Genomic DNA, 16,503 nt, shown 5'->3' with positions numbered 1-16,503 from the left:
TGCCGGACGCTTTATCGCTCCGGCATTTTTGTTTCTGAAAATCGATGTTTTAGAAAATCGTCAGAAAATCACGCTTTCTCAATAATATGGATCACCACATCCAGCACGTCGGCTTTGATATTTTCGCGGTGCTTATCCATATGTTCAGCCTGCTGATGCGCTTCGAGATGCGCCAGGCTTTCCCAGTCTTCCAGCATAAAGATGGAATCAGGTACCGTTTTACGCCACGGGATCTGACCGTTGAAATCAATGTAAGGCTCGTAACGGTGACAACCCTTTTCAGCCAGAACGTCCGGCAGCAGGGCGGTGATTTTTTCCATAACCGAATCGCGACGGCCTGGTTTTACTTTGATTTCAGCTATAACAGTGATCATAAAAACCTCTTTCCCGGGTGACCTTAAACCTTAAGCCTGACCGAATACATTTTCAAGGTGAGCACGGTAGCGCGCAAAATCACCTTCCACATCTGGCTGTTTAATCACGTCGTTACACATAAAGGTCGGCAGCGTGTCGAGGCCGATAAACTGGTTGGCTTTGTGCTGCGCCAGATAAACGCCGTCAACGCCGACGCCGTGGAAGAACTGTTCCTTATCTTCGAACGCTTCCAGAGGCGCGTTCCAGGTCACGGAAAGCATGTAGCATTTGCCATGCAGCAGGCCGCCGGAACCGTATTTTTTCGATTCATCAGAACGGGTTCGACCGTCGCTGGCGTACAGTTTGCCGTGACCTTCAGTGAACACTTCATCGATGTATTTTTTCAGCGTCCACGGCATGCCCATCCACCAGCCCGGTTGCTGATAAATGATGGCGTCGGCCCACAGATAGCTTTCGATTTCAGTTTGCACGTCATAACCGTCTTCCAGCACGGTTACACGCACGTCGTGGCCTTTGTCACGCAGGAAGCTGGTGGCGACTTCGGTCAGGCTGTTGTTCAGCGCGCCTTTTGAGTGGGCAAATGTTTTGCCAGCGTTGATGATCAGGATATTGCTCATGGATTTCCCTTAAATTGAATTCTGGTGGTCAGGCTGTTACCACATAGTGTACTTAACTCTGCCCCGCAGAAAAATGTGATATAGCGCACAAGACTATTGACTCAGATGCAATAATGGAAGAAACAGCACGGCAATTTAGCCATTTTATCGGGGAATAACTGTTTAAAAAGAAGGCATAAACACAGCAACTGTGACAGCCATACGGCAGATGATGTACTATCGCGAACATCATTGCCCTGCGAAAGTCGCCTCAGTGCGCCAGCGGGTGCAAGCTTCCTTAATTTCCAAAACGATAACGCCACGGGTCTGAGGATTAAACATCAATGAGCGAAATGACTCATGACGGAACAGAGCGTTTAGCCCTGCACACGTTTACTGAGAACGCCTATCTCAACTATTCCATGTACGTCATCATGGACCGCGCGCTGCCGTTTATCGGTGACGGGCTCAAGCCGGTACAGCGTCGTATTATTTATGCGATGTCCGAGCTGGGTCTGAGTAATAACGCCAAATTCAAAAAATCCGCACGTACCGTCGGTGACGTGCTGGGTAAATACCATCCGCACGGCGACAGCGCCTGTTATGAGGCGATGGTGCTGATGGCACAGCCGTTCTCCTACCGTTATCCGCTGGTAGACGGGCAGGGGAACTGGGGGGCGCCGGATGATCCGAAATCCTTCGCTGCGATGCGTTATACCGAATCGCGCCTGTCAAAATATGCCGACGTTCTGTTACGTGAATTAGGGCAGGGGACGGTTGATTACGTCCCGAACTTTGACGGCACCATGCAGGAGCCGAAAATGCTGCCTGCGCGTCTGCCGAATATTCTGCTCAACGGCACGACCGGCATTGCCGTCGGGATGGCGACGGATATTCCGCCGCATAACATCCGTGAAGTGGCTGCCGCTGCGGTCGCATTGCTGGAAAAACCGAACAGTTCGCTGGAAGATTTGCTGGAATTCGTTCAGGGGCCAGATTTCCCGACCGAAGCCGAAATCATTACGCCACGCAATGAAATCCGCAAAATGTACGAATCGGGCAAAGGCTCGGTGCGTATGCGTGCGGTCTGGCACAAAGAAGACGGCAGCGCGGTGATCACCGCTTTGCCTCATCAGGTCTCCGGTGCGAAAGTGCTGGAGCAAATTGCCAACCAGATGCGTGCCAAAAAGCTGCCGATGGTTGAAGATCTGCGTGACGAATCCGATCACGAGAATCCGACGCGTCTGGTGGTGGTTCCGCGCTCTAATCGTATCGATCTGGATCAGGTAATGAATCACCTGTTCGCGACCACCGATCTGGAACGCAGCTACCGCATCAACATGAATATGATCGGCCTCGATCACCGTCCGCAGGTGAAAGGGTTGCTGGAAATTCTGACGGAATGGCTGGTTTATCGTCGCGATACAGTACGCCGTCGTCTGAACTACCGTCTTGATAAAGTCCTGAAACGCCTGCATATCCTCGAAGGTTTGCTGACGGCGTTCCTCAATATCGATGAAGTTATTCACATCATCCGCAGCGAAGACGAGCCGAAACCGGTGCTGATGCAGCGTTTCGCGCTGTCAGATACTCAGGCAGAAGCTATTCTCGAGTTGAAATTACGTCATTTGGCGAAACTCGAAGAAACCAAGATTCGCGGTGAGCAGGATGAACTGGCGAAAGAGCGCGATCAGCTGCAGGCACTGCTGGGATCTGAACGCAAACTGAGCACGCTTATCCGCAAAGAAATTCAGGCTGATGCTGAAGCCTTCGGTGACGAGCGTCGTTCGCCAATCACTGAGCGTGAAGAAGCTAAGGCGATGAGCGAGCACGATTTCATCCCGTCTGAGCCGGTAACAATTGTGTTGTCCGAATCAGGCTGGGTGCGCAGTGCTAAAGGTCATGACATTGATGCTTCCGGTCTGAGCTATAAAGCGGGTGACAGTTTCCGTGCCGCAGCGAAAGGCAAGAGTAATCAGCCGGTGGTGTTTATGGACTCCACCGGGCGCAGTTATGCGCTCGATCCGACCACGTTGCCATCGGCGCGCGGTCAGGGTGAACCCCTGACCGGTAAACTGACGCCGCCGCCGGGTGCGACTATTGAACATGTGCTGATGGCTGCCGACGATCAGAAGTTACTGATGGCTTCCGATGCCGGTTACGGTTTCGTTTGTACCTTCAACGATTTAGTGGCGCGTAACCGTGCCGGTAAAGCGATGATCACCTTGCCGGAAAATGCGAAAGCGTTCCCGCCAATGGAGTTGCATGGCGACGATGATATGTTGCTGTCAATTACTGCCGCAGGCCGGATGCTGATGTTCCCGGTGGCTGATTTGCCTCAGTTGTCGAAAGGCAAAGGTAACAAAATTGTTTCAATCCCATCTGCACAAGCAGCAAGTGGTGAAGATAAACTACAATGGCTGCTGGTGTTGCCACCGCAAACGTCAATTACGCTGCACGTGGGTAAACGTAAGCTGGTTCTGCGTCCGGAAGATTTGCAGAAATTCCGTGCTGAACGTGGCCGCAAGGGAACCCTTCTCCCACGCGGACTGCAACGTATCGATCGGGTTGAAGTCGATGCGCCTGTGCGCACCGGTGGTGGTGACAGCGAAGAATAAAATGGCTGTAACTTCTTAACAGACAGGGCACATTTGTGCCCTGAAATCGTTTGAGGGGTATGCAGCGGCCTGAGACTGTTGTGCAGTGCAAAGATTTTACATTTGTATCAATAAAACCGTTGTGCCCTGCTGAAGGAGGCTTGAGAATAGTTCACCTCACAGGGAGCGAAACTGCACAGGTTTCTTACCGGCTTCGGCTGTAGTTTTAAGAGGATGTTATGTTATTTATTTTGCGTCTGATTATCGTGGTGGTTTACTCGATTCTGGTCTCTGTTTTTGGTTGTATTTATTGTCTTTTCAGTCCGCGGAACCCGAAACATGTGTCGACTTTCGGTAAGCTGTTTGGTCATCTGGCACCGGTATTTGGCCTTCGTGTTGAAAAACGTATTCCTGCGGAAGCAGTGAATAACGGCAACTGTATTTATATTGCCAACCATCAGAACAATTATGACATGGTGACGGCTTCATCCGTCGTCATGCCAAGAACGGTGACCGTCGGCAAGAAAAGCCTGGCCTGGATCCCGTTCTTTGGTCAGCTTTACTGGCTGACCGGCAACCTGCTGATTGATCGTGATAATCGCGCCAAAGCGCACGGTACCATTTCTCAGGTGGTGACCCAGATTAAGAAAAAGAATCTGTCGATCTGGATGTTCCCGGAAGGGACCCGCAGCCGTGGCCGTGGCCTGATGCCATTCAAAACCGGCGCTTTTCATGCTGCCATTGCTGCCGGCGTGCCGATTGTGCCGATTTGCGTATCCAACACCAGTAACAAGGTGAAGTTAAATCGCTGGTCAAACGGTCTGGTGATTGTTGAAATGCTGCCGCCAATCGACACCAGCGGTTATACCAAAGACCGCCTGCGTGAATTGTCGGAGCATTGCCGTCAGATCATGGCGGACAAAATCGCCGAGCTGGATGCCGAAGTGGCACAGCGCGAAGCCGCCGCAAAAAAATAATAGTATTTATAAATCCACTACATAATTCGAGCTGCAGGAAGGCGACCCGAACAAGCCAGCGCACCTGCAGCCTGAATGATGACGGGGATTCTTCCCGCTGCCATTGATGGCGGTGGCTTAACACAGTTCCTGATTTTGTTTTCATGGAGAAGATATGTCACTCAGTCGTCGCTCGTTCCTGCAAGCCTCCGGCGTGGCTCTTGCCGCAGGTGCTCTGCCATTAAAAGCAGAAGCGAGTGGTTCGCAACCTGTATTGCCTGTTCCGCCGTTGCTCGAATCGCGTCGCGGACAACCCTTGTTTCTGACTTTGCAGGCTGCCCACTGGTCATTCCTGGGAGGCGCCAAAGCGCCGGTCTGGGGCATCAATGGCATGTATCTTGGCCCGACGGTCAAAGTACACAGCGGTGATGACGTCAAACTGATTTACAGCAACCGTCTGGCAGAACCTGTTTCAATGACCGTCAGCGGTCTGCTTGAACCGGGTACCTTAACCGGTGGCGCCGCGCGTCTGATGCAACCGGGCGTTGACTGGTCTCCGGTATTGCCTATTCGTCAGGCGGCGGCGACCTGCTGGTATCACGCGAATACCCCGAACCGCATGGCACCGCACGTTTATAACGGTTTAGCGGGGATGTGGATTGTTGAGGACGAAGTCAGCAAGAATCTTCCGTTACCGAATCATTACGGCGTGGATGATTTCCCGATCATCATTCAGGACAAGCGTCTGGACGGGTTCGGCGTGCCGCAGTACGACACACCGGCTTCCGGCGGATTCTTTGGCGATACCATGCTGGTGAATGGCGTGCAAAGCCCGTTCGTTGAAGTTTCGCGTGGCTGGGTGCGTCTGCGTTTACTCAACGCCTCGAATGCGCGCCGTTATGAACTGAGCATGACCGATAACCGTGCATTCCACGTTGTCGGTTCCGATTTGGGTTTCCTGCCTGCGCCAATGACGGTAAAACGTCTGTCGCTCGGGCCTGGCGAACGCCGCGAAGTGCTGGTGGATATGTCGCAGGGCGAGGAAGTGTCGATTACTGCCGGTGAAGCCGCGGGCGTGATGGACAGACTGCGCGGCCTGTTCGAACCTTCAAGCATTCTGGTTTCTACCATCGTGCTGACGCTGAAACCCACCGGCCTGCTGCCGCTGGTGACGGATAATCTGCCGATGCGTTTGCTGGCCGATCAGATCCTGACCGGAAACGTCGTCCGTACCCGTGACCTGCGCCTGGGCGACAGTGAGCCGGGCATTAACGGCGCGCTTTGGGATATCAACCGTATCGATCTCACGGCGCAACAAGGCACGTGGGAACGCTGGACGGTGCATGCGGATATGCCGCAGACGTTCCATGTTGAAGGGGTGTCCTTCCTGGTGAAAAGCGTCAATGGCGCAGCGCCACTGGTGGAAGATGCCGGCTTCAAAGACACGGTGTGGGTTGATGGTGATGTGGAACTGCTGGTGTATTTCAATCAGCCTTCATATGAGCACTTCCCGTTTGTTTACCGCAGTGGCGCGCTGGAACTGGCCGATCGCGGTTCTGCGGCTAATATGCTGGTGCAGCCTTCGATGTAAGCTTACATCGCGCAATAAAAAACCCGCTTTCGGCGGGTTTTTGTTTATGGCTTAGTGTGAGTAAAAGCCTTACACACCTTTTTCCGGATCCGGGCCCAGACGATGCTCTTTATCCAGCTTGGTGACTTCCGCCAGTTCTTCCTTCTCCAGTTTAAAATCAAACACGTCGAAATTCTCGCGTATGCGTTTTGGCGTCACCGATTTCGGGATCACAATCAGACCATTATCCAGGTGCCAGCGGATAACAATCTGAGCAGGCGTCTTGTCATATTTTTCTGCCAGTTTCTGGATGAGGGGCTGATCAAACACGCCTTCGCCGCCCTGTGCCAGCGGGCTCCAGGATTCGGTGGCGATAGTGTGCGTAGCATTCCAGGCGTGCAGCTGGCGCTGTTGCATCAGCGGGTGAAGCTCAATCTGATTCACGACAGGGAAAATGCCGGTTTCATCTTTCAGCTTCTGCAAATGTTGCAGCGGAAAATTACACACGCCGACGCTTTTCGCCAGACCTTGCTCCTTCAGCTTCAGCAGGGCTTTCCAGGCATCCACATAATGCCCCTGTGCCGGCTGCGGCCAGTGGATCAGATACAGATCGACATAATCGGTTCTCAGCTTTTTAAGGCTGGCTTCCAGCGCTTTTGGCGCATTTAACTGATCGTCATTCCACAGTTTGGTGGTGATAAACAGCTCTTCGCGAGGCACCAGATTGGCAGCAATCGCTTCGCCGACGCCTTCCTCATTTTTGTAGATGGCGGCGGTATCAATATGACGATAACCGGTTTCGATCGCTGTTTTCACCGCGCTGGTGGCTTCCTGATTACTGGCTTTCCATACGCCAAGTCCTAACTGAGGCATCAGATTGCCATCGTGAAGTTTGATGATGGGTTGCGTTGCCATGAGTTTCTCCTTTCAGGGCAGAGTGCCCGCCGGAATGCACGGGCACCATGTAGGGATTGACGTTAAGTCTAGTTAACGAAACGGCATCTTGCTGAGCAGGCTACTTATTTTTTAGACAGGGAAGTTGCCTGAGCGTTCATATCCAGTACCACGCGATAGCGTGCTTTCCCTTCGTGCAGGTGCTCCACGGCATCATTGATTTTGCTCAGCGGGAAGTGCTCAACCTGCGGCGTGATGTCATGACGGGCGCAGAACGCCAGCATGTCAGCCAGACGGGAAGGGGAACCGGTCGGTGAACCGGAAACCTCAGCCTGTTTGCTGATCAGCGCCATCACATGCAGCGGTACCGCTTCCGGCACAACGCCGACAAAGTGCAGACGGCCTTTCGGTGCCAGCGCGCCGATAATGGCGTCCCAGTCCAGCGAGGCATTGGCGGTAACCATAATGAAGTCCAGCTGGCCGGCGATTTTCTTCAGTTCATCGCTGTCACGGGTGGCGATAACGCGGTGCGCGCCGAGTGATATGGCTTCGTCACGTTTCGCCAGCGAGGACGTAAATGCAGTGACTTCACAACCCCAGGCATTCAGGAAGCGCAGCGCCATGTGGCCTAAACCACCGATGCCGATCACGCCGACGCGGTGAGTCGGCAGCACGCCAAACTGCAACAGTGGGTTAAAAACGGTGATCCCGCCGCAGAACAACGGACCGGCGCTGGTGATATCCACGCCTTCCGGCAGCGGAATCGCCCACGCCCAGTGGCTGCGGATACGGTCCGCGAAGCCGCCGTGATGGCCGATGATGGTGGCTTCCACGTCATGACAAAGGTGCTGATCGCCGGACATACAGGGGTGACAGTGCATACAGCTGCCACGGTTCCAGCCTACGCCCACAATCTGGCCGACTTTCAGCCCTTTGTTCTGCGCATGATTACCCATTTTGACGATTTTTCCGACCACTTCATGGCCCGGTACAAACGGATACTGCGTAATGCCCCAGTCATTATTGAGCATCGACAGATCCGAATGGCAGACGCCGCAGTAATCAATGGCGACTTCAATTTCTTCATCGCCAATCGGCCCTGCGTCGAAAGCAAACGCTTCGAGCGGCTGGTGCGGGCCGGCAGCGGCCCAGGCGTTAAAGGTATTTTCAGCAGCAACAGGTGCAGACATACAATCCTCCGAACTTTCGGGTTAGACGAATAATGAATTGAAATAAGGAGTTATCAGAAAAAAAGAATCGGTGACCGGAAGTCGCTCACGATCAGCGAAAGAAAAGTGCGTCCATACAGACTAGCAGTTCATCGCATTTATGCAGGTGTATCCCCCGGCGGAAGGCGACATTAACTGTAAGAGAAAATTGGCAGCGGCATGATGCCCATTTCTGCCAGAGTCTTGCCTGTTTCTGCTTGTCTCTGTAGGAACACGGGAGGTTATGGCAGAATCAATGCCAGTTTAGTGAATATGTGGAGCGAAATAATGGAAAACGTGGACAGTCTGTGCGCCCGCATGGCGGCTAGAGTCGCCCGACTCAGTGGTGATAAAAATCTTGTGCCATCAGCGGTCCCGCAGGTGACGCTGATGTACACCACACGTTACCATCCGCGTCAGCCGGTTCTGTACAATCCCGGCATTGTGATCCTTTTTCAGGGGCGAAAAGTCGGTTATCTGGGCAAGAAAACGTTCTCTTACGATCCGCACAATTACCTGATGCTGACCGTTCCGCTGCCTTTCGAATGTGAAACCTTCAGCAGCCCTGAAGAACCGCTGGCCGGTATCCAGATCAGTATTGATAACCTGATGTTGCAGGACTTGCTGATGGATATGGGCGATGAAAGTGTGGTGCGTCAGAAAGAATCCTCAACAGGCATCAACTCCGGCGTGCTGGATGGCGATATTCTGTGTGCGACAGAGCGCCTGCTGGATGTGATGGATAAGCCGCTGCACGCCCGCATTCTGGGGCCTAAAATTATCCGCGAAATCCTGTTCTTTATTCTGACCAGCGAGAATGGCGGCGCGCTCCAGGCGCTGGTTAACCGTCATACCCATTTCAGCCAGATTGCCAAATCCCTGCGCCGGATTGAGGCGCAGTACGCCGACAATCTCAGCGTGGAAACCCTGGCCAGTGAAGTTAACATGAGCATTTCGGCGTTTCACCATAACTTCAAAGCCGTAACCAGTACCTCGCCGCTGCAGTATCTCAAAACCTATCGCCTGCACCGTGCGCGTACGTTGATGATTTATGATGGCGTGAAGGCCAGCGTGGCGGCATTACAGGTCGGGTATGAAAGCGCGTCTCAGTTCAGCCGGGAGTTTAAACGCTATTTTGGCGTCACGCCGAGTGATGAGATGGCGCGTCTGCGCGAAGGAAGTTCCGGTGTGCTGGCGTTAACGGACGTGGCATTTAAGGCCTGAACCGGTCTGTTGCGAAAGGTTTCAGAAAGGGCTCACAAGCGGCATTTCCGTTTTTTCCAGATAACCAGCACTGCGCCAGCAAGACCGACGACCAGCAACAGAACTGGTAAAATCATCAGTCCCGCCATGACCTGATCTTCATGGCGTTTCACTATCGGAATGTGGCTCAGTGCGAAGCCCAGAGAAATCACCACACCCACCCACAATATCGCGCTCAACCAGTTAAAGAACTGGAAACGGGCATTGTTGAGGCCGGAAATCCCTGCCATTGTCGGTAACAGTGTCCGCACGAAAGCCAGAAAGCGACCCACCAGCAGTGCCATCAGCCCGTGCTGAATAAACATCTGATGCGCACGCTGGTGATAATGCGCCGGAAGCTGTAACAGCCAGCCTTTGACCAGTTTGGTGTGGCCGAGCCAGCGTCCCTGAATATAACTCAGCCAGCAGCCGAGGCTCGCGGCCGTCACCAGAATAATCAGGGTAGGAACGAAGCTCATGACGCCTTTGGCAATCAGCGCGCCGGTCAGCAGCAGCAGGCTGTCACCGGGCAGGAAAGACGCAGGTAATAAGCCGTTTTCAAGAAACAGCGTGGCAAACAGGACGGCATAAATGACCCAGAGGAGATTCGGGTCGGCGAGCATACTGAAATCATGCTGCCAGAGCGCATGAAAAATGTCGCAAAGCACTGCCATATTCTGTCCTGTTTCTGTTCATTAAAAACTGTCGCCTGCCAGTGTAACGCGGATCGATGTTGGAGATGTTGATCTGAGGACACTGTAAAAAAGACAGAAGGCTCCGGCATCAGTCACCCGGAGCTATAAAGAGCTTACAGATTATTATCATTTAGCGAATGAATATCCGTCGGTTACCTTACCGATCTGCGCGTTATGTCGCAATCTCTGCGGCTCAGGAAGTGGTAATCCGTTCAAAAGCCGTTGAAAGATCGGCAATCAGATCGTCACAGTTTTCCAGCCCGATGTGCAGACGCACCAGCGTACCGCTAAAATCGACGGTTTCAGCCGGGCGGATAGCCTGAATTTCTTCCGGCTGATTGGCCAGAACCAGCGATTCAAAGCCGCCCCACGAATACGCCATGCTGAAATGTTCGAAGTGGTCGAGGTAGTCAGAAAGCTGCTGTTTACTCAGGCGCTGTTTCAGTACGAAGGAGAACAGGCCACAGCTGCCGGTGAAATCCCGCTTCCAGAATTCATGGCCCTTGCTGCCCGGCAATGCAGGATGATTGACCACCGCCACTTCCGGACGCTCTGCCAGCCACTGTGCAATGCGGATGCTGCTTTCTGCATGTTGTTTGAGCCGCACGCCCATGGTGCGCAGCCCGCGGCTGGCGACATACGCAGTATCAGCATCGACCATTTGCCCCATCAGATACGAGTGTTCACGCAGTTGTTCCCAGCAACGCTCATTAGAAACGGCGGTGCCAATCATCGCATCAGAATGACCGACGATATATTTGGTGCCTGCCTGAATCGAAATATCGATATCAAATTCCAGCGCTTTAAACAGAATGCCTGCCGCCCAGGTGTTATCGATCATGATGACAACGTTCGGATTTACTGCGCGCACCGCTTTCACCATCGCCGGGATATCCGGGACTTCCATGGTGATAGAACCCGGCGATTCGAGGAACACCACTTTGGTGTTGGGCTGCATCAGCGAACCTAACTCAGCACCGATATTGGCCGGGAAATAGGTGGTGGAAACACCGAGTTTCTTCAGCACTTTTTCGCAGAAATCCTGCGTCGGTTCGTAAGATGAACCGGCCACCAGAATGTGGTCCCCGCTGCTGACAAAGGACAGCACCGCGTTACTGACCGCCGCCGCGCCGCACGGATAGAGCGCGCAGCCCGCGCCGCCTTCCAGCTCGATCATCGCCTGTTGCAGCGAGAAATGTGTCAGGGTGCCGCGACGTCCGTAAAACAACTCGCCGTTAGCGCGGTTGGTGGTGGCGTGTTTTTTATCCGCCACGGTTTCAAATACCAAAGATGACGCACGCTGAATTACCGCATTCACTGAGCCTTGCGTGAATTTCTTGTCCCTTCCGGCGCTGACCAGCGTGGTTTCAATTTTTTTAGACGACATAATCCGTATTTCACCCTGTTATGTTGCACGGCATGCACCAGCATCCGCCGATATGTCATTAACTTAACATGATGAATTTCAGGGATCAGGCTTTTGGCGGGTGGATGAGAAAATTTCAGCAGCACGGCCAAAAAAAAGCCCGTCGTGATGACGGGCAAGGGAGAAACACGTTTTAGGTATCAGCCGGTATAAACGCCAAACAGTTTGGGCAGGAACAGCGAAATGGTCGGGATATAGGTCACCAGCATCAGTACCACAAACAGTACGCAGTAGAACGGCAGCATGGCTTTGACCACTTTTTCAATGCTTTGCTTACTCACCGCACTGGCGACAAACAATACCGAGCCGACCGGCGGAGTAATCAGCCCGATCCCCAGATTCACCAGCATGATCATGCCGAAATGCACCGGATCAATGCCGAGCGATAAGACCACCGGCAGCAGCACCGGTGTCAGGATCAGAATGATCGGTGCCATGTCCATCAGCGTGCCGATCAGCAACAGCATGATGTTGATCCACATGAGGATCACGTACTTGTTGTCGGAGATCGAAGTGAAGAATTCAGTGATGCGCATCGGCAACTGCATGTAGGTCATCACAGCGCCAAAGCTGGCGGCAAAGCCTATCAGGATCATAACGATGCTGACGGTTTTCACCGTGCGGTACATCAGTTTCGGCAGTTCGCTCCACTTGTAATCGCGGTAGATAAACATGGTAACGAAAAACGACCAGAGACAGGCTATCGCCGCAGATTCCGTGGCGGTAAATACTCCGCTGAGAATACCGCCCATGATGATGACCACAGTCATCAGTCCCCACAGCGTGTCGATGAAAATCTTCAGCGCCTGGCGGAACGGCACGCGTTCACCTTTCGGATAACCACGTTTATGCGCAAACACCACGCACATCACCATCAGCGTCAGGCTGAGCAGTAAACCGGGCAGAATACCGGCGATGAACAGCGCGGCAATCGACACCGTACCGCCGGTCGCCAGTGAATAAATCACCGAGTTATGGCTAGGTGGTGTAAGGATCGCCTGCACCGAACCGCTGGCGGTGACCGCCGCTGCAAAGTCACGCGGATAACCTTTCTTCTCCATTTCCGGGATCATCACCGAACCGATCGATGCGGTATCTGCCACCGAGGATCCCGAAATCGCGCCGAAAAAGGTCGAGGCCACGATGTTCACCAGCGACAGTCCGCCGCGGATAAACCCGACAAAGATATAGGCAAAACTGACCAGCCGGCGGGCGATCCCTCCTTCGGCCATGATCGCGCCTGCCAGAATAAAGAACGGGATCGCCAGCAGAGAGAACTTATTCACGCCGTTGGTCAGCTGGATCATCAGCGCTTCAAACGGCAGATCAATCCACCAGGCTCCCGCCAGTGCGCTCAACCCGACGGCATAAGCGACCGGCACGCCAATCGCCAGCATTACCGCCAGCGTTAACAACAAGATTAATGCATCCATAACAGGCTCCGGTCAGGCGTCAGAATTGCCCAGCATCACCACAGGTCGCTGATGCTGTGGTCCGGCAATGATCTGCTCAATGATAAATAACAGCGTCAGCGCAGAACCTATGGGCAGCGGCAGATAGGTTTGTCCGGCGGTCAGCAGCGGGAATTCCGCCACCGGCTGTTGCCAGAGCTCGCTGCACAATTGCAGGCTGTACCAGAAAATAAACACGCTGATCGCCAGCATCATCAGATCAGCCAGCAGGGCGGAGAATTTTTTCAGCGCAGGCGGCAGACGGTCGGTGACCATCGCCACCACAATGTGCGAACCGGCGCGGTAACTGACCGCAGCGCCGATAAAGGTAAATGTCACCATGCACATAATCGCAATGGGCTCCGGCCACGACAGGGCGCTGTTCATCACGTAGCGGGCGAAGATCCCAATGGGGATCACGGCGACCATCAGCAGTAACGCTATTCCGGCGAGCCACATCGCGCAGCGGTAAAGAATGTCCATCAGGGTGTGATAATTCGAGACCATAAATCCCCCGGCGAAAGATCAGAAAGAGGCAGCCTGCAGGCTGCCGGTGTCAGGATTCACTGAACGTCAGCAATTTGCTGCATCAGTTCCTGATGGTCTTTGCCGAATTCATCGCGCACGGACTGTGTGGCTTTCACATAAGTCGCAGGGTCGATCTCATAGAATTTCACGCCGCCATCTTTCATCGTCGCCAGCGCTTTCTCGTTATAGGCTTTCCACAGTTCGCGTTGCTCGTCCTGCGCTTCCTTCGCCAGTTTGAGGATTAACTGCTGGTCTTCCGGTTTCAGCTTGTCCCATTTCACTTTTGAATACAGGAACAGTTCAGGAATAATGAAGTGGCGGCTGTAAGTGTAGTTTTTCACCACCGGCAGATAGTTGTGGGCAACGAATGTCGGCGGATTGTTTTCAGTGCCATCAATCACGCCGGTTTGCATGCCGCTGAACACCTCGCTGACGCCCATCGCCACCGGGTTTGCGCCCATGGCTTTCAGTGTCGCCAGCGCAATCGGGCTGCCCTGAACGCGGATTTTCATGCCGTGCAAATCTTCCGGTTTCACCACCGGCTCTTTGGTGATCAGGTTACGTGTACCACCGTCCATCCAGCCGAGGAACACCAGTCGGGAATTCGGGTTGTTAGTGATTTTGTCGCCGATTTCTTTACCAATCTGACCGTCGAGCACTTTGTGCATATGGTCTTCGTCGCGGAATATATAGGGCAGGGTGAAGACGTTTATCTCCGGCAAAATCGAAGCGACCGGCGTCATCGACACACGGATGATATCCAGTGCGCCAAGCTGTGCCTGTTCAATTTCCTGCTTTTCATCCCCCAGAACACCGCCCGGAAAGGTTTTGATTTCCAGGCGTCCGTCCGTTTGCTTTTGCAGTTTTTCGCCCATGTGCTGAACGGCGACAACGTTCGGATAACCTTGCGGATGCACATCGGCGGCTTTCAGCGTTTGTGCTGATACACCAGAGGTAAATAAAAAGGTCGCTGAACTCAGGCAAAAGCTGAGAAGTGCTTTTTGCATTTTCATCAGTTTGTCTCCAGGGTACTCAGTAAGGGAAAGATAAATAAGATCAAGTGTCGATCAGGGCGAACAAAAGAGCCGGCCTGCTCATTATGAAAAAGTTGGGAATAAGCTTTTAAAATTATAGGGATACAAGACGTGCCGGTGTGCGGTCTTCGCCAGTGCAAGCACCTTATCCTATTTTTTACTGCGCGGTATTTGAGCGTTATCACAAACTCGCAACAAATGTAAAAAGCTGTTACTTAATATTTAAAACGTTGTTTTGACTTGGGTAATAAAGCCCAGATGATTGATTTACTGCGTGATTTTTATAGAAAATGTGACGCAGGTTAAATTGTTCATCCCTTGTACAAACACAAAAAACCTTGTCGTCTGTCAATGACACGCCAGCCGTCAGACGCGACAATGTAAATAATAATGAGAACGACTATCAATTAGGCCTTTTTCTTTGATATCATTCGGCGTTATTCATTCCTTCTACACACTGATTCTGGCTGGAGGCGACGCGTGAAAACGGCTCGCAATAAGATGAAAGAGGCGACCTCATTACTGATGTCGTTAATGTTGGTTGCTGGTCTGAGCGGCAACGCAATGGCTGCTCCTGCGACGCCGGCTGGACAAGCCGTCACTTCCGCAGCAACTCAACCGGCAGCGGCAGATGCCCCTGCACCGGCGAACAGTGATGCAACGCCAGCACCGGTGATGCAACCGGCACCGACCGAAGCGACGCCTGTCATTCCTACCGATTTGTCTGTTATGGGCATGTATCACCACGCCGATGCGGTGGTGAAAACCGTCATGATTGGCCTGCTGCTGGCCTCTGTCGTTACCTGGGCGCTGCTGTTCAGCAAAGGCGCAGAAGTATTTACGGGCAAACGTCGTATGCGCCGCGAGTTTGATGCGCTTTCTTCTGTCCGTACGCTCGATGAAGCGGCTGAGCAAGCCGAAAGCTTTGCTGCCAGCAGCATCAGCGCACAGATGATCCGCGATGCACAGAATGAGCTGGAACTGTCAGCCGGTTCCACCGACAACAACGGCATCAAAGAACGTACCGGTTTCCGCCTTGAGCGCCGCGTCAGCGCTGCGGGTCGTTACATGGGGCGTGGCAACGGTATTCTGGCGACCATCGGGGCTATTTCTCCGTTCGTCGGCCTGTTCGGTACGGTCTGGGGCATCATGAACAGCTTCATCGGTATCGCACAAACGCAGACCACTAACCTGGCTGTCGTGGCACCGGGCATCGCAGAAGCCTTACTGGCGACCGCTGTCGGTCTGGTTGCAGCCATTCCAGCCGTGGTGATCTACAATATTTTCGCCCGTACTATCACCTCCTATCGTCATCAGGTTGGCGATGTGGCGGCGCAGATTATTCTGTTGCAGGGTCGTGATTTGGATCTGGCTGCCAGCGAAGGCGATGTGCCGCGTGGTCAGACAGGTCAGTTACGCGTAGGGTAAGAACAGATTATGGCTATTCGGTTAAACGACGATATCGACGAAAGCGGTGAAATGCATGACATCAACGTCACGCCTTTCATCGACGTCATGCTGGTATTGCTGATCATCTTCATGGTGGCCGCACCGCTGGCGACCGTAGATGTGCGGGTGGATTTACCCGCCTCCACGGCGAAACAGCAGCCGCGCCCGGAGAAACCGATCTTCCTGTCGGTGAAAGCAGATAAACAGCTGTTCCTCGGCGACACGCCAGTCAACAGCGATAATCTGACCGCGATGCTGGATCAACGTACTCAGGGCAACAAGCAGAGCACGATTTTCTTCCGTGCGGATAAGACAGTGGATTACGAAACGCTGATGAAAGTGATGGATAACCTGCGTAAAGCCGGTTACCTGAAAGTCGGACTGGTGGGTGCTGAACAAACCGGTGCCGCAGCGGTGCAGTAAATTTTTCCTCAGTTCAGACGCACAAAAAAGGCCAGCATTGCTGGCCTTTTGTTTGTCTG

15 protein-coding genes are annotated in these 16,503 nt (G+C 53.2%); 6 read left to right on the top strand and 9 right to left on the bottom strand.

Annotation, left to right across the window (positions count from 1 at the left end):
• Window positions 1-68: 68 nt before the first annotated feature.
• Both J1778_RS13080 and J1778_RS13075 read right to left on the bottom strand, forming a co-directional pair.
• A complete protein-coding gene (locus J1778_RS13080; protein WP_217173544.1) occupies window positions 69-374 on the bottom strand; it encodes a putative quinol monooxygenase in 306 nt (101 codons plus the stop codon).
• Window positions 375-404: 30 nt separating this feature from the next.
• Window positions 405-992 (bottom strand): NAD(P)H-dependent oxidoreductase, encoded by a 588-nt coding sequence (locus J1778_RS13075; protein ID WP_112286708.1) that lies wholly within the window; start codon window positions 990-992, stop codon window positions 405-407.
• 323 nt (window positions 993-1,315) lie between these two features.
• Here J1778_RS13075 and parC point away from each other — a divergent pair, with 323 nt between their 5' ends.
• The 3 genes from parC to ftsP all read left to right on the top strand — a co-directional run bounded on the left by parC (window position 1,316) and on the right by ftsP (window position 6,115).
• Window positions 1,316-3,589, top strand: coding sequence for a DNA topoisomerase IV subunit A (gene parC / locus J1778_RS13070; RefSeq protein ID WP_217173543.1), 2,274 nt, complete (start codon window positions 1,316-1,318; stop codon window positions 3,587-3,589).
• A 218-nt stretch (window positions 3,590-3,807) separates the two neighbouring features.
• Entirely contained in the window at window positions 3,808-4,545 is a 738-nt protein-coding gene (locus J1778_RS13065) for a 1-acylglycerol-3-phosphate O-acyltransferase (RefSeq protein WP_217173542.1), read from the top strand.
• Between the two features lie 154 nt (window positions 4,546-4,699).
• Entirely contained in the window at window positions 4,700-6,115 is a 1,416-nt protein-coding gene (gene ftsP, locus J1778_RS13060) for a cell division protein FtsP (RefSeq protein ID WP_217173541.1), read from the top strand.
• A gap of 69 nt (window positions 6,116-6,184) precedes the next feature.
• Here ftsP and dkgA read toward each other — a convergent pair whose 3' ends face one another.
• Window positions 6,185-7,009 carry a 2,5-didehydrogluconate reductase DkgA gene (dkgA, locus tag J1778_RS13055; RefSeq protein ID WP_217173540.1) on the bottom strand — a complete coding sequence of 275 codons (825 nt, stop codon included), beginning with the start codon at window positions 7,007-7,009 and terminating at the stop codon, window positions 6,185-6,187.
• A gap of 104 nt (window positions 7,010-7,113) precedes the next feature.
• Window positions 7,114-8,178: an NADPH-dependent aldehyde reductase Ahr gene (gene ahr, locus J1778_RS13050; RefSeq protein ID WP_217173539.1), complete on the bottom strand. Its 1,065-nt coding sequence runs from the start codon at window positions 8,176-8,178 to the stop codon at window positions 7,114-7,116.
• A 306-nt stretch (window positions 8,179-8,484) separates the two neighbouring features.
• Between ahr and J1778_RS13045 the strand changes: the two genes are divergently transcribed.
• A complete protein-coding gene (locus tag J1778_RS13045) occupies window positions 8,485-9,420 on the top strand; it encodes an AraC family transcriptional regulator (protein ID WP_217173538.1) in 936 nt (311 codons plus the stop codon).
• Window positions 9,421-9,452: 32 nt separating this feature from the next.
• Here J1778_RS13045 and J1778_RS13040 read toward each other — a convergent pair whose 3' ends face one another.
• From J1778_RS13040 to J1778_RS13020, 5 genes are all read right to left on the bottom strand, one after another.
• Complete coding sequence (locus tag J1778_RS13040) at window positions 9,453-10,112, bottom strand: DedA family protein (RefSeq protein ID WP_217173537.1); 660 nt, start codon at window positions 10,110-10,112, stop codon at window positions 9,453-9,455.
• A gap of 214 nt (window positions 10,113-10,326) precedes the next feature.
• The gene (metC, locus tag J1778_RS13035) at window positions 10,327-11,520 is read right to left on the bottom strand and encodes a cystathionine beta-lyase (protein ID WP_217173536.1); all 1,194 of its coding nucleotides are present in this window, start codon (window positions 11,518-11,520) and stop codon (window positions 10,327-10,329) included.
• 179 nt (window positions 11,521-11,699) lie between these two features.
• A complete protein-coding gene (locus tag J1778_RS13030; protein WP_217173535.1) occupies window positions 11,700-12,992 on the bottom strand; it encodes a TRAP transporter large permease in 1,293 nt (430 codons plus the stop codon).
• Between the two features lie 12 nt (window positions 12,993-13,004).
• Window positions 13,005-13,517 carry a TRAP transporter small permease gene (locus J1778_RS13025; RefSeq protein WP_217173534.1) on the bottom strand — a complete coding sequence of 171 codons (513 nt, stop codon included), beginning with the start codon at window positions 13,515-13,517 and terminating at the stop codon, window positions 13,005-13,007.
• 56 nt (window positions 13,518-13,573) lie between these two features.
• Complete coding sequence (locus J1778_RS13020; protein WP_217173533.1) at window positions 13,574-14,551, bottom strand: TRAP transporter substrate-binding protein; 978 nt, start codon at window positions 14,549-14,551, stop codon at window positions 13,574-13,576.
• A gap of 522 nt (window positions 14,552-15,073) precedes the next feature.
• On the opposite strand from J1778_RS13020, the gene exbB reads away from it, so the two are divergent.
• Window positions 15,074-16,000: a tol-pal system-associated acyl-CoA thioesterase gene (gene exbB, locus J1778_RS13015; RefSeq protein ID WP_238484717.1), complete on the top strand. Its 927-nt coding sequence runs from the start codon at window positions 15,074-15,076 to the stop codon at window positions 15,998-16,000.
• 9 nt (window positions 16,001-16,009) lie between these two features.
• Window positions 16,010-16,444, top strand: coding sequence for a TonB system transport protein ExbD (gene exbD / locus J1778_RS13010; RefSeq protein WP_217173531.1), 435 nt, complete (start codon window positions 16,010-16,012; stop codon window positions 16,442-16,444).
• Window positions 16,445-16,503 lie beyond the last annotated feature (59 nt).

This window comes from Rahnella bonaserana, from assembly GCF_019049675.1.
GTDB lineage: Bacteria > Pseudomonadota > Gammaproteobacteria > Enterobacterales > Enterobacteriaceae > Rahnella > Rahnella bonaserana.
Note: the sequence above shows the minus strand (reverse complement) of the source record. Positions and strands in the feature narration are given on the sequence as shown.

What these genes read in the sequence shown, in the direction of transcription:
- J1778_RS13080 (WP_217173544.1), bottom strand. Translation starts at nt 374, where the DNA reads ATGATCACTGTTATAGCTGAAATCAAAGTAAAACCAGGCCGTCGCGAT.
- J1778_RS13075 (WP_112286708.1), bottom strand. Translation starts at nt 992, where the DNA reads ATGAGCAATATCCTGATCATCAACGCTGGCAAAACATTTGCCCACTCA.
- parC (WP_217173543.1), top strand. Translation starts at nt 1,316, where the DNA reads ATGAGCGAAATGACTCATGACGGAACAGAGCGTTTAGCCCTGCACACG.
- J1778_RS13065 (WP_217173542.1), top strand. Translation starts at nt 3,808, where the DNA reads ATGTTATTTATTTTGCGTCTGATTATCGTGGTGGTTTACTCGATTCTG.
- ftsP (WP_217173541.1), top strand. Translation starts at nt 4,700, where the DNA reads ATGTCACTCAGTCGTCGCTCGTTCCTGCAAGCCTCCGGCGTGGCTCTT.
- dkgA (WP_217173540.1), bottom strand. Translation starts at nt 7,009, where the DNA reads ATGGCAACGCAACCCATCATCAAACTTCACGATGGCAATCTGATGCCT.
- ahr (WP_217173539.1), bottom strand. Translation starts at nt 8,178, where the DNA reads ATGTCTGCACCTGTTGCTGCTGAAAATACCTTTAACGCCTGGGCCGCT.
- J1778_RS13045 (WP_217173538.1), top strand. Translation starts at nt 8,485, where the DNA reads ATGGAAAACGTGGACAGTCTGTGCGCCCGCATGGCGGCTAGAGTCGCC.
- J1778_RS13040 (WP_217173537.1), bottom strand. Translation starts at nt 10,112, where the DNA reads ATGGCAGTGCTTTGCGACATTTTTCATGCGCTCTGGCAGCATGATTTC.
- metC (WP_217173536.1), bottom strand. Translation starts at nt 11,520, where the DNA reads ATGTCGTCTAAAAAAATTGAAACCACGCTGGTCAGCGCCGGAAGGGAC.
- J1778_RS13030 (WP_217173535.1), bottom strand. Translation starts at nt 12,992, where the DNA reads ATGGATGCATTAATCTTGTTGTTAACGCTGGCGGTAATGCTGGCGATT.
- J1778_RS13025 (WP_217173534.1), bottom strand. Translation starts at nt 13,517, where the DNA reads ATGGTCTCGAATTATCACACCCTGATGGACATTCTTTACCGCTGCGCG.
- J1778_RS13020 (WP_217173533.1), bottom strand. Translation starts at nt 14,551, where the DNA reads ATGAAAATGCAAAAAGCACTTCTCAGCTTTTGCCTGAGTTCAGCGACC.
- exbB (WP_238484717.1), top strand. Translation starts at nt 15,074, where the DNA reads ATGAAAGAGGCGACCTCATTACTGATGTCGTTAATGTTGGTTGCTGGT.
- exbD (WP_217173531.1), top strand. Translation starts at nt 16,010, where the DNA reads ATGGCTATTCGGTTAAACGACGATATCGACGAAAGCGGTGAAATGCAT.